This window comes from Fluviispira multicolorata, from assembly GCF_009208585.1.
Lineage (GTDB): Bacteria > Bdellovibrionota_B > Oligoflexia > Silvanigrellales > Silvanigrellaceae > Silvanigrella > Silvanigrella multicolorata.
Genome location: NZ_WFLN01000004.1, coordinates 673,937 through 687,553 on the forward strand (window position 1 = coordinate 673,937; position 13,617 = coordinate 687,553).

General features: G+C 34.9%; 9 protein-coding genes. All 9 read left to right on the forward strand.

Translation table 11 applies throughout. From position 1 onward, the window contains the following. Nucleotides 1-78: 78 nt before the first annotated feature. The 9 genes from GCL57_RS02930 (at nucleotide 79) to GCL57_RS02970 (ending at nucleotide 13,550) form a co-directional block, all read left to right on the forward strand. Nucleotides 79-789: a pyridoxine 5'-phosphate synthase gene (locus GCL57_RS02930; protein ID WP_152211763.1), complete on the forward strand. Its 711-nt coding sequence runs from the start codon at nucleotides 79-81 to the stop codon at nucleotides 787-789. Between the two features lie 54 nt (nucleotides 790-843). Further along, entirely contained in the window at nucleotides 844-2,451 is a 1,608-nt protein-coding gene (locus tag GCL57_RS02935) for a carboxyl transferase domain-containing protein (protein ID WP_152211764.1), read from the forward strand. Between the two features lie 32 nt (nucleotides 2,452-2,483). Then, complete coding sequence (locus tag GCL57_RS02940; RefSeq protein ID WP_152211765.1) at nucleotides 2,484-4,385, forward strand: acyclic terpene utilization AtuA family protein; 1,902 nt, start codon at nucleotides 2,484-2,486, stop codon at nucleotides 4,383-4,385. Beyond that, on the forward strand, nucleotides 4,385-5,206 hold the full coding sequence (locus GCL57_RS02945; protein ID WP_152211766.1) for an enoyl-CoA hydratase-related protein: 822 nt from the start codon (nucleotides 4,385-4,387) through the stop codon (nucleotides 5,204-5,206). Before GCL57_RS02940 ends, GCL57_RS02945 begins: the two co-directional genes overlap by 1 nt. Further along, the gene (locus tag GCL57_RS02950) at nucleotides 5,203-7,230 is read left to right on the forward strand and encodes an acetyl/propionyl/methylcrotonyl-CoA carboxylase subunit alpha (protein WP_152211767.1); all 2,028 of its coding nucleotides are present in this window, start codon (nucleotides 5,203-5,205) and stop codon (nucleotides 7,228-7,230) included. The genes GCL57_RS02945 and GCL57_RS02950 overlap by 4 nt, the downstream gene beginning before the upstream one ends. Before the next feature lie 87 nt (nucleotides 7,231-7,317). Then, complete coding sequence (locus tag GCL57_RS02955) at nucleotides 7,318-8,469, forward strand: acyl-CoA dehydrogenase family protein (protein WP_152211768.1); 1,152 nt, start codon at nucleotides 7,318-7,320, stop codon at nucleotides 8,467-8,469. A 117-nt stretch (nucleotides 8,470-8,586) separates the two neighbouring features. Further along, nucleotides 8,587-9,513 (forward strand): metallophosphoesterase, encoded by a 927-nt coding sequence (locus GCL57_RS02960; RefSeq protein WP_152211769.1) that lies wholly within the window; start codon nucleotides 8,587-8,589, stop codon nucleotides 9,511-9,513. 25 nt (nucleotides 9,514-9,538) lie between these two features. Continuing rightward, complete coding sequence (locus GCL57_RS02965) at nucleotides 9,539-11,398, forward strand: acyl-CoA synthetase family protein (protein ID WP_152211770.1); 1,860 nt, start codon at nucleotides 9,539-9,541, stop codon at nucleotides 11,396-11,398. Between the two features lie 85 nt (nucleotides 11,399-11,483). Further along, nucleotides 11,484-13,550 (forward strand): PrkA family serine protein kinase, encoded by a 2,067-nt coding sequence (locus GCL57_RS02970; protein ID WP_152211771.1) that lies wholly within the window; start codon nucleotides 11,484-11,486, stop codon nucleotides 13,548-13,550. Nucleotides 13,551-13,617 lie beyond the last annotated feature (67 nt).

Consider the following 13,617-nt stretch of genomic DNA (forward strand, 5'->3'; position numbering starts at 1 on the left):
TTGCAGATATCCGATTTAAATGTAATAAAGTTGCATTGCTTTAAATAGTTTTTATTTGAAGAAGAAAGGAATCTCTTTATGGCTACTCTTGGAGTAAATATAGACCATGTTGCAACTCTCCGTCAGCAACGTGGTACAAAATATCCTGATCCTATTGATGCAGCGATTCTTGTGCAAATGGCGGGCGCAGATCAAATTACTGTTCATCTTAGAGAAGATCGCAGACATATTCAAGATAGAGATGTAAAACTACTTCGTAAAATTATTCAAATACCTCTAAATCTTGAAATTGGAAACACAGTTGAAATGATTGAAATAGCTCTTTCAATCAAACCTGATATGGTCACTCTCGTTCCTGAAAAGCGTGAAGAAAGAACGACCGAAGGTGGTTTAAATCTTGAAAATACTTTTGAACTTTTGAAAAAATCAGTTGATATACTTCAAGCAAATAATATCCCAGTGAGTCTATTTGTTGAACCCTCAAATAGTGACATGCTTCTTACTAAAAAAATAAATGCTAAAATGGTTGAACTTCATACTGGTAAATATTCTGAACTGAGTGGCGTTGAAGCAGATAAAGAATTTGAACGCATTTATCAAGCTACTTTATACGCACAAAATCTAGGTTTAATTGTGCATTCTGGACATGGACTTAATTATAAGAATGCGCAAAGAATTGCAAAAATTCCTGGTATGAGAGATTTAAATATTGGACATAGTATTATTTCATATGCAGTTTTAGTTGGTCTTGAAAAAGCAGTTAAAGAAATGAAAATATTAATTTCTTAAAAAGATTTTAAGCATAAATTATTATTTCGGTGAAAAATTCATTGAGAGGATGCTATGACTTTCATCAAAAGCCAAATTTCAGTTCAGTCTGAGAATTTTAAACAAAATTATAATTATAATAAAGAAATATGTTCAGATCTTGAATCTCTTCATGAAAAAATCCGTATGGGTGGAGGAGAAAAAGCAAGAGAAAGACATCAAGCCCAAGGTAAAATGTTAGTTCGCGATCGCATTCGTAATTTATGTGATGCTTCTTCTCCCTTTTTAGAATTATCAATACTCGCAGCAAATGAAGTTTATGAAGATTCTGTACCTTGTGCAGGAGTTGTTGCAGGTGTAGGACAAGTATCTGGTAAAATGTGTATGATTATTGGTAATGACGCAACTGTTAAAGGTGGAACATATTATCCGTTGACAGTTAAAAAACATTTACGTGCACAAGAAATTGCTTTAGAAAATAAGTTACCTTGCATTTATTTAGTGGACAGTGGTGGTGCTTTTCTTCCCATGCAAGCAGATGTTTTCCCAGATAAAGAACATTTCGGTCGTATATTTTATAATCAAGCTAATTTAAGTGCACAAGGAATATCTCAAATTGCATCGGTTATGGGCTCCTGTACAGCAGGTGGAGCTTATGTACCTGCTATGAGTGATCAAACAATTATTGTAAATAAAACGGGAACAATTTTTTTGGGTGGACCTCCTTTGGTCAAAGCTGCAACAGGAGAAGATGTTACAGCGGAATATTTAGGTGGAGCACAAGTTCACACAGAACTCAGTGGAGTTGCAGATCATTTTGCACATGATGATGAACATGCTATTGAAATACTCAGAAATATCGTTGATAATCTTGGTAAAACAAAACAAGCACAACTTAATATGCGTACACCTGAAAGTCCTGCCTATGACCCTTCTGAAATATTAGGACTTTGGCCTCGTGATTTAAGACGACAAGTAGATATTCGTGAAGTTATTGCACGAATTGTTGATGGCAGTCGTTTTTTTGAATTTAAAGAACGTTATGCAACAACAATAATCACAGGTTTTGCTCATATTGAAGGAATTCCATGTGGAATTATTGCAAATAATGGGGTCCTTTTTAGCGAAAGCGCTCTTAAGGTAACACATTTTATTGAACTTTGCACAAAAGAAAAAATACCTTTAATCTTCTTACAGAATATTACTGGATATATGGTGGGCTCACAATATGAACGCGCAGGAATTGCTAAAGATGGCGCAAAAATGGTGCATGCAGTTGCAACCGCTAAAGTACCAAAAATAACAATGCTCATGGGGGGATCCTACGGCGCAGGAAATTATGGAATGTGCGGAAGGGCTTATTCACCCCGTTTTCTTTGGACATGGCCCTCTAGCCGAATTTCTGTTATGGGTGGTGAACAAGCTGCTCAAGTTATGGTAACAGTAAAAAAAGATCAACTCGCAAGAGAAAATAAGATATTAACAGATTTAGAAGAAAAAGAAATTGCGAATCCTATTCGCAAAAAATATGAAAAAGAAGGTCATCCATACTATGCATCAGCTCGTTTATGGGATGATGGAATTATTAATATGATTCAAACAAGATCAATATTAGCCGCCAGTTTAGCTGTTACTTTAAATACACCACTTTCTGAGACTACAACTGGCGTTTTTAGAATGTAAGAAATTTTATTTCAGTTTTTGGAGATATTTTTATGTCAAAAAAAGAATTCATTCGAATTGCAAATGCTGGTGGTTATTGGGGTGATGACCCTTACGCTCTTCGTAGACAAGTATTTGGTGAACTTAAATTAGATTATATATCCATTGATTTTCTTGCAGAAATAACAATGAGTATTTTACAAAAACAAAGAGCAAAAGATCCAAATTCGGGTTATGCAAAAGACTTTATCAACGCTCTTGATCCTGTACTAGAAGAATGTTTAAAAAGAAAAATTAAAATTATAACAAATGCCGGTGGAGTAAATCCGAGATCCTGCGCCGAGGCTCTTTTTAATTTAGCACGTAAAAAGAATTTAAATTTGAAAGTTGCTGTTATTGATGGCGATGATATTTTTACTTTTATCCCATCATTAAGAACAAATGGCGTTAATTTTAAAAATATGGAAACAGAAGAAGATTTTTCTAACTGCGCTGATAGAGTTTTATGTGCAAACACATATTTTGGTGCATTACCAGTTGCTGAAGCTTTAAAAAATGAACCTGATATCGTTCTTTGTGGGCGTGTGACTGACACAGGCATTACATTAGCGGCAATGATGCATGAATTTAATTGGAAATTAGATGATTACGATAAACTTGCACACGGAATTGTTGCAGGCCATATCATTGAATGTGGAGCACAAGCATCGGGTGGAAATTTCACAGATTGGCAAAAAGTTCCAAGCTTTATTGATATCGGCTTTCCAATTGTTGAATGCTATAATGATGGGTCATTTTACGTAACAAAACACCCAAACACAGGAGGCATTATAAGTTGCCAAACTATTCGTGAGCAACTTTTATATGAGATGGGCACTCCACAAAGTTATATTACCCCTGATGTTATTGCCGATTTCTCAACCATTCAACTTTCATCAGAAAAACCTGAACGCGTTAAAGTAACAGGAATTAAAGGTCGCAAACCTACAGATCTTTTAAAAGTGAGTATTGCTTATGAAGATGGCTATAAATGCTCTGGTACTTTGATTATATCTGGTCCAGATGTACGAGCTAAAGCTGAAATGTTTGCAAAAGTATTTTGGCTAAGACTTGAAAGTGAACTTAAAAAAGCGGGTTTTCCATCGACGGTTAAATTTAAAAATACAGAATATGTTGGTGATGACAGCACTCATAAAGGCATGTTACATAAACATGAGGCAATTGAAATTCTATTAAAATTGACTGTACGAGATCATGACAAAGATAAATTAAATATTTTTAGAAAACTTTTACCAAGTCTTATTTTAAGCGGACCTTCTGGAGTAGCTGTTACAGGTGGCGCTCCCATTATTTCAGAAGTGGTAAGTTATTGGCCCGCATTAATTCCACAAGAATGTGCTTTGCCAAACATCCGGATTTTTGAACAAAAAAAAGGCGACGACAAAAGCCAGATGTGCTTTGAAAAATTAAAACTAAATTGGCCTCTAACAGGTGGAAATTCCGCGATTGAAATTCCTATTTATGATCCATTTAGCCCTGCTTTAGTAAGTATGATGTCAACATCACGACCTATTAGAGTCAGTCTTATGGAAATTGCTCATGCGCGCAGCGGAGATAAAGGCGATACAGTAAATATTGGATTAATTGGCCGCAGTCCTGAATGTTACGTTTGGTTAAGGGAAAATATCACTGCAGAGAAAGTAAACGATTGGTTTCACAGCCTGTGTAAAGGAGAAGTACATAGGTATTTAGTGCCAAATTTATGGGCTCTTAATTTTCTTCTTGAAGAATCACTTGGTGGGGGGGGCACAATGAGTTTACAAATTGATGCTCAAGGAAAAACATTTAGCCAAGCCCTTTTGCGTTGTGAAGTTGACATACCTGAAGAACTTCTCACAACAATTTTACCAGAATTTAAAGCATGTGCTGGTGAACTTGTGAGGAGAAACGCATAATGAATAAAATTCATTATTCAGGTAAAAATATTCGTGTTGAAAAATATCCGTATGGTGTAAAAAAATTAATCTTTACACGCTCAGACATAAGAAATGCATTTCATGCGGAAATGATCGAAGAAATAAATTCAATTTTATCACAAATGAAAGCGATAAAAGATGAAAATGAAATGCGCCTTCTTATATTAGAAGGAGAAGGAAAAGTATTTTGTGCAGGAGCAGATCTTTCATATATGAAAGAGCAAGCAAAAAATTCTGAAGAACAAAATATCAACGATGCAAAAGCACTTGGAAAAATGTTTTATAGTTTAGCAGATTTTCCCTGTCCCGTTTTAAGCGTTGCAAAAGGAGCTGCCATCGGAGGTGGTTTAGGAATTATTGCATGTTCTGATTTTGTTATATGCGATGAAAATACAATATTTGCCACAAGCGAAGTTTTATTAGGAATTGTTCCTGCAGTAATTAGTCCGTATATTATAAGAAAAATAGGTGTAGGACATTCATCTTCTTTTTTATTAAGAGGCAAGAAAATGACTGCAGTAGAATGTGAAAAAATGGGGCTTATTAATAAGGTAACAGATTCTCACAATTTACAAAAAGATTTAGAAAAAATTATACTTGAATTTATTATGGCAGCTCCAAACGCAGCAAGAAGAACAAAAGATCTTATAAAAAATGCATCTCCACTTCCAAGTCAAGCACAGTTTGATTTTACTGTTCAACAAATTGCAAAAGCAAGAAGCAGTGAAGAAGGAAAAGCAGGGTTGAATTCCTTCTTTGAAAAAACCACTCCATTTTGGTGCCATGGAATAAAAAAATGAAAAAATTATTAATCGCAAATAGAGGCGAAATTTCGCGAAGAATATTTAAAGCAGCAAAGGAAAGAGGATTTATTGTAGCAGTGATTGTAACTTTAGAAGACTCAGACTCTTTAATTTGCCATGAAGTTGATCATATTATCGAAGTATCTAATTTCTTAAATGCCATAGAAATTGTTGAAAAAGCTAAAAAATGGGGAGCTGATTTTATCCACCCTGGATATGGCTTTTTATCGGAAAACTTTGAATTTGCAGAGTTAGTTGAGAAGTCTAAGATATCTTTTATTGGTCCAACCTCTCAAAATATTAAAATGATGGGCAGTAAAGAAACTGCAAAAAAAATTGCTCAGAAATGCTCAGTCCCAACTCTTGATGCCCTCTTTTCAAGTGATTTAAAAAAAATTCCGGCAGATAAATGGGAACAAGAATTAAAAAATAGAAAAATTTACTCACCCTTTCTTGTTAAAGCAAGTGGGGGAGGCGGTGGTCGAGGCATGAGAATAGTAGAAGATGTTCATGAGCTCCCTCAAGCAATTAAGAGAGCTTCTGAAGAAGCAAAAGCCTCATTTAATGACAGCACTGTATTTGTTGAACGTTATCTTAAAAATCCAAGACATATTGAAATTCAAGTTTTTGGAGATGGTCTTGGTGGAGGAGTCTTTTTTGGAGAAAGGGAATGCTCTCTGCAAAGAAGACATCAAAAAGTAATGGAAGAAGCACCCTCATCACAAGTAAATGAAGAGCTCAGAGAGAAAATGGGTAAAGCTTCCTTGGCTTTAATTAAAGAAACACAATATAAAGGAGCTGGTACTTTAGAATATTTACTTGACGATGAGGGCCGGTTTTATTTCTTAGAAATGAATACGCGCTTACAAGTTGAACATCCTGTTACAGAAAATGTATATAATATTGACCTAGTTCACGCTCAAATTGATCTAGCAGAAGGAAAATGGCCCGATTCATTTCCAGACCCCAAACAGTTTCACTTATTAAAGCCACAAGCTGTTTCGCTTGAAGCACGTATTCTTGCTGAAGATCCACGCAATCAATTTTTACCTACTCCTGGTAAAATTACTTTTTATCAAGAACCAAAGGGAGAAGGCATTCGTATTGATACAGGCGTTACTGAAGGCTCACGTATTAACTCAAACTTTGACTCTCTCATTGCAAAATTAATTGTTACTGCACCCAATCGTGCTTTGGCAGTAAAAAAATTACGAATTGCATTAGAAAATTTTTCTATTTTTGGTTTCACAACAAATTTATCTTTTCTTCATTCAATAGCAATGCACAATGATTTTTTAATTGGAAAAGAATCGACACATTGGATAGCAGATAATATAAAATCCCTTATAAATTATAATATTTCTCAAAATTTAAAAGCCCTTTTTGAATGCAAAAAATTTAGGGAACAACTTTCAATTCTGATTCGAGGAGTGGAAAAGAGCTCTCAAATTAATAATACTTTTTTAAATCAAGGAAGAAATTTCACTAATGTAACAACAAATTTAGAAAGTAAGTTAAATTTCGATTTTTTCATCACAAAGTCTTCTGAAAAAAATAAATTTTATGTTGCTGGAAATTCAATCATAAAATTTTTACAAGAAAATGATGAGCAAAATAGTTTAAACTCTGAACTGAATAATACTTTATCTAATCTTTCATTTTATAATCAGGAAGTTAAAATTCCTTTTTATGCACTAAAATTAACTCCCCAAGAAATACAAGTCTGTTTATTTGGAGAGTATTTAATACTTGAGTGCCCTTATTACAATGAAAGCAGAAGCAATAAATCATCTTCTGGGAGTGGCGAAATACGCGCTCCTATGGCAGGTAAAGTATTTGAAGTTCTTGTTTCTGAGGGACAAGAAATTTCTGCAGGACAAGTTCTTTTCATTGTTGAATCAATGAAAATGCAGCTTGAGGTTAAATCTGCTGAAAATGGAAAAGTAAAAGAAGTTTTTGTTAAACAAGGTCAGATTTTGTCGGGCTCCGATGTAATGGCTATGATACATTTAAATGTATAGTAAAAGAAAGAATGATTTATTATTAAGCTTTACAAAAAATATGCAACTGTAATTTAAGAAATCTCATTATTATAGAGGACCTAATTAATGACAAACTATCACAGTAATGCCCAAGAAATTAGAGAAGTCATTCAAACAGTCAGAGCATTTGCAGCAAAAGAACTTGCTCCCTATGCAGATGAACTCGACCGTGAAGAGAGGCTTGCACCAGGAATTTTTCGCCGATTGGGTGAACTAGGAATCTTAGGACTTACCTGCCCAGAAGAGTTTGGCGGCGCAAAATTAGGAGCCGTTTCAGTTGTCGCTGTCATGGAAGAGTTGAGCTATGCTTGTCCTGGAACTTGCCTGAGCTATTTAGCTCATGCGCTTCTTTTTACGCATAATTTTGCTCAAAATGCTTCACCAGAGCAATTGGTTCGCTATCTTCCTAATTGCATTTCAGGAGAGATGGTGGGTGGCATGGGCATGACCGAACCTAGTGCAGGTTCTGACGCAATTGGTATGAAAACCAGAGCTGTTCGCAGAGGCGATCATTACGTAATAAATGGTTCGAAAATGTTTATTACAAATGGCCCTGTTGCAGATATTTTTCTTGTGTATGCACGCACTGGAGATAATAGAAATGATCTATCTACTTTTATAATTGAACGAGGTTTTCAAGGCTTTTCAGTAGGAAAAAAGCTTTCAAAAATGGGTATGCGTGCAAGTCCGACAGGCGAGTTGATTTTTAAAGATTGCATTGTACCCGCTGAAAATCTTGTAGGGTCAGAAGGTTCCTCTGTAAAGCACATGATGAAAAATCTTGATATTGAAAGAGTCGGACTCGCTGCCATGTCCCTTGGTATTGCAAGAGCATGTCTTGATCATTCTTTAAAATATGCTCAGGAACGCCAACAATTCAATGAAAATATTATTAACTTTCAATCTGTTAGCGAAAAAATTGCAAACATGTATATTGGTTACCGAGCTGCACGGGCATTTGTTTACGAAGCCGCTCAAGTCATTGAAGAAGGCAGACGGGCAAATCAAGAAGCAGCTGCTGCAAAAGTATTTGCTTCAGAAATGGCAACTAAGGTAGCTCTCGACGCCATACAAGTACTTGGCGGTTATGGTTATATAAGAGAGTTCCCTGTGGAACGTCTTATGCGTGACGCTAAATTACTAGAAATTGGTGGTGGAACAAGTGAAATATTGCGTAGCATTATTGTAAAGGAGTTTGTTCGTAAAAGTAGCAAATAGTCATATTTTCTTTTACATACTCTCTGTATTGAAAGTTTTATAGTATACGCCTACAATTTATAGAATGAAGTGAGAGATAACGAATTCTCACTTCATTCTAATTAGGGAGAGTGTGTTTTGCAGGACAGTTCAAATAACCTTGTTATAAAAAGTTTGGCACCATCAACAGAACGTTTGCCTCTTTTTATAGTAGGTGATGTTCATGGATGTGCACGTGAACTTGCCGAACTTATTGAAACTGCTAAAAAACATATACCAAAGTTTCAATTGTTACTTGTTGGTGATCTATTTACCAAAGGACCTGACCCTGTCGGTGTATTTGAAATAATACAAGAATATTCCGCATTATGTATTAAAGGGAATCACGACTGGGCACTTTGGTCAACTATTCAACAGGCTCAAAAAAGAAGTTTTCATACTTTAGCAGAACACACTAAGCAAACTTTACATCTCATTCGTTACCATAAACGAGCAATTTTTGATTTACTTTGTGCATTACCACACGCATATACAACAACAGTTGTCTCTCAATTAAAAAGAAGCCATTGGGAAAAAGAATATCCACTTATTATTGTTCATGCAGGAATTGATTCTACAAAGGGACTGCTTGGCACTACAGAAAGAATGCTTTTAACTGCACGCTATGTCAGATGGGACTCCAAAGCATCTGAAAAAAGATTATTAGTTGTTCCTTCAGGCTATCGTTCTGAAGTCTTAAATTCTTTGTCGCAAAATAATATAAATTCTGAAAATAACGAAAATCATATCCAAAGGGAACGCTTTAGATGGCATGAATTACATAATGGTCCTGCATTAATAGTATTTGGCCACGATGCAAAACAAGGCTTATTTCGTAAAACACTTCCAACCGGTCGACCCATTTGTGTTGGAATTGACACAGGCTGTACCTATGGAAATAGCTTGACTGGTTATTTTCCTGAGGTAGATTTGGCAATTCAGGTAAGGTCACAAAGAAAATACTTTGATATCAAAAAAAATATTATTCTTCTTAAGCCTCATCAAACAAAGTATGCTGCGGTTTAATATGAATTAGATTGGATAGCTTTCTATGCATGTTCATGATTCTAATACTTCTGCTTCTCCAGAGTTATCAACGATTGTTCATTTATTTAAAGGAAGTGAAGCTTTCTTAGATTTATTTCTCAAACAATCTGCTCGTACAAATTATGTAACAATTCGAACTTATTGCAATGGGGCTTGGCATCAGCTTTCAGGAAAAGATTTCTGCGCTCATTTAGGACGAGCCGTTGAATATTGGACACAAATTCTACCTATTGAGCAGCGTCAACATGGACAAAGTATAATATTAATTGGCAGAAACTCTTACAACTCATTTGTAGCAACTTGCGGAGCAATTCTCGCAGGTCTAGATGTAATGTGTGCTCCTCCTCATATGTCTAAGAATGATTTAAAATGGTGCTTAAATTATTTTAAAGGCGTTGCAATTGCAACAGACATTCATGAATTGGCTACTCAACTTGATGGTTTTTCAGTGCCTGTTATGAATATTTCTCAAGCAGCTTGGATGCCACAAGATAAGCACAATGAGCCTGCTCTATTAACACTCTACCGTGAATATAAAAGCGCTCGAGACGCTTCGTTACCCAAAAAAGTATCACATGAAAATAAGCATGAAGAAGTTAATGAATCTAAAGAAAGTGAAACTAAAGTTTCACTTATTCCAGATGACTCACCATGGAGAAATATATCACCAGGAAGATTTGCTTTTGTTTCATTTGGTCATGATGGTTTTCAAAAACCAGAAATATTAAAACCAGACGCTCTTATTATAACCGCACAAAATTTTATAATTCATGCAGAATTTCCTAAACAAATATTTTGGAAAAGCATAGAATTAATGCCTCCTAGCAATCCGTTTTCGCATTTAAGTCGATTTTGCGCCATGCTTAAAAATGGGATAATTGGTTTTCCAAATCCAAGCGCAGATTGGGAAACTAATATAAGAATTCTTAGGCCAAGTTATATTTTTGCAAGTTCTCATGAAATGGAGCAAGTTTGCTCATTTATAGATAAAGTCTCAAAAAGATCGATTAATAATTCACGGTTTAAATTAAGTGAAAAAATCGATAAAATACAAAATTTAATGGCTTCATCTAAGGCTATGAAAATTCCAGAAGGAGCCTTCGATATTTTAAAGCGCTCACTGCGAAAAGCATCTCGTCTTTTAGCAGGCCATGCTTTCTTAAAAGAAGCGGTTGAAGATTTATCCTTTATTGTGCATGGACTTGCGCCTGCACAAGAAGCTTACGTAAGAACGCTTGAAAAACTCGGCATTCCTATACTTGAGTCCTATGGCACGACCCATGCTTCAGGTATGTTATCATGCAACTTATTTCATGCAGCCCATTATAAAGTCATTGGAACTCCCCTACCCCATGTTAACTTTCGCCTAGGGGCACATTCTACTTTGGAATACCGACTTTCCTTTGCGGAATTTGAAAATGCTGGAAAATGGGAAGAAACCGGTGATGTTGCACAAATGACTCCCTTTGGATTTATAATTACAGGGCGAAAAAAACATCTATTTGTAACTTTAGGAGGAACTGTTGTCTCTCCTGTCAGATTGGAACAACTTTTAAAAGAAGATGAAATTATTTCGGACGTGTGTGTCATTGGTGATAAGTTACCTTATCTTTCTGCATTAATTGTTTTAAATCACAATGCCCTTGCTGATTATCGCGCGCATCCTGAGAAAATAAAAGATCAAGTTCAAACAATTGTAAATAAAGTAAATGAAAACCTACCACGCAACGTTACTTTAAAAAAGTTTTCAATACTTGATAAACCATTTACAGAAGCCACTGGCGAAAAACTTACAAATGGGGAAATCAATAGACTTAAAATACAAGAGACAAGAGCAGGACTTATAAGCTCCCTTTATCAATAAAAAATCATATACTATTTAATTTGCGACTGCGTTTTTTTTGAGATACTCTTAATATATAAATTCCATCACACTCTTTGGAGGTCTCATGCAACTGCATACTGAAAAAGTTTTCGAGCTTGTGAAAGAGGTTTATAGTCCGTCGCTTTTTAATGAGTTGAATTGGGTAGGAACTTATGTTGATTATTTAGCAATGATAGAAAAAAATCCAAAACTATGTCGTACAGCATTTCAACGCATATTTGATTTAATTATGCATTTTGGTTCTTATGAATATGTTGAACACAAAAAGAAACTTATTCATTATAAATTTTTTGATGATCCACTTAACAATGGAAAAGATGCTGTTTTTGGCTTAGATGTGCATATTGCAAAATTAGTTAATTTTTTTAAAGCTGCTTCGTTACGTTATGGTCCAGAAAAAAGAGTTTTACTATTACATGGTCCTGTTGGCAGTTCAAAATCAACGATTGCACGCATGTTGAAAAAAGGCGTGGAATGGTATTCTAACCAAACTGATGGTGCCTTATATACTTATGAATGGATAAATCTCCATGATAAATTAAAAATGGAAGATACTATGCCATGTCCTATTCATGAAGACCCTCTCCGTATTATTCCTGAAGAAGCACGAATTAAAGTATTAAGTCTCCTCAATAAAGGAAAAAACTTTCAAGAAAGAATTCATATTGAAGGAAGTTTATGTCCTGCATGCCGTTACGTCTATAATGATTTGATGCGGCAATATAATGGTGATTGGGATAAATTAACAAGAAATCATATAAGTATTAAGCGCCTTTTACTTTCTGAAAAAGACAGGGTCGGAATTGGCACATTCCAACCAAAAGATGAAAAAAATCAGGACTCCACAGAATTAACAGGAGATCTCAATTATAGAAAAATTGCTGAATATGGCTCGGACTCTGATCCCCGTGCATTTAACTTTGATGGAGAATTTAATATTGCAAATAGAGGAATTGTTGAATTTGTTGAAATGTTAAAACTTGATGTAGCATTCCTCTACGACTTATTAGGAGCCTCACAAGAGCATAAAATTAAACCAAAGAAGTTTGCACAAACTGATATTGACGAAGTTATTATTGGTCACACAAATGAACCTGAGTACAGAAAATTACAAAATAATGAATTTATGGAAGCTCTCAGAGATAGAACTGTTAAAATTGATGTACCCTATATTACAAAATTAAAAGAAGAAGTAAAAATATATAGGAAAGACTTTAACCCAGAGACAGTTCCTCATATACACATTGCTCCACATACAATTGAAACAGCAGCAATGTGGGGAATATTAACCCGCCTTGAAGAACCTAAAAAAGCTAACTTAACAGTTATGCAAAAAATGAAATTATATGATGGAAAAACATTATCCGGATATACTGAAGATAATATTAAAGAATTGAGAAAGGATGCTCTTCGCGAAGGTCTTGATGGAATTTCTCCTCGATATATCCAAGATAAATTATCAAACTCTCTAGTTGAAGACAGGGGAAATGGCTGTATAAATCCATTTATTGTACTAAATGAACTAGAGGGTGGACTAAAAAATCACAGTCTCATTAGAGATGAAGAAACGAAAAAAAGATATAGAGAGCTTCTTGCAGTTGTTAAACAAGAATATGAAGATATCGTAAAAAATGAAGTACAAAGGGCTATTTCAGCAGATGAAGAAGCAATTGCGAAATTATGTGGAAATTATATCGATAATGTAAAAGCATATACTCAAAAAGAAAGAGTCAGAAATAAATACACGGGAATGAGTGAAGAGCCTGACGAAAGACTGATGCGGAGTATTGAGGAAAAAATTGATATCCCAGAAAGTCGCAAAGATGATTTCAGAAGAGAGATTATGAACTATATCGGTGCATTGGCGCTCGAAGGAAAAATATTTGACTATAAAACCAATGAACGTCTGCACAAAGCTCTTGAACTTAAACTCTTTGAAGATCAAAAAGACACAATTAAATTAACAAGTCTTGTTAGCAACGTTGTTGATAAAGAAACACAAGCAAAAATTGATGTTGTTAAAAATCGCCTTATTAAAAATTATGGATACTGCGATATCTGTGCAACAGATGCTCTTCATTTTGTTGCAAGTATATTTGCACGTGGTGATGTGAAAAGAAATTTAAATTAATAAAATACTTGAAGGGCTGTTATTGCATTTAACAGTCCAAGTCTCATGAATATATCTTCTTAAAGGA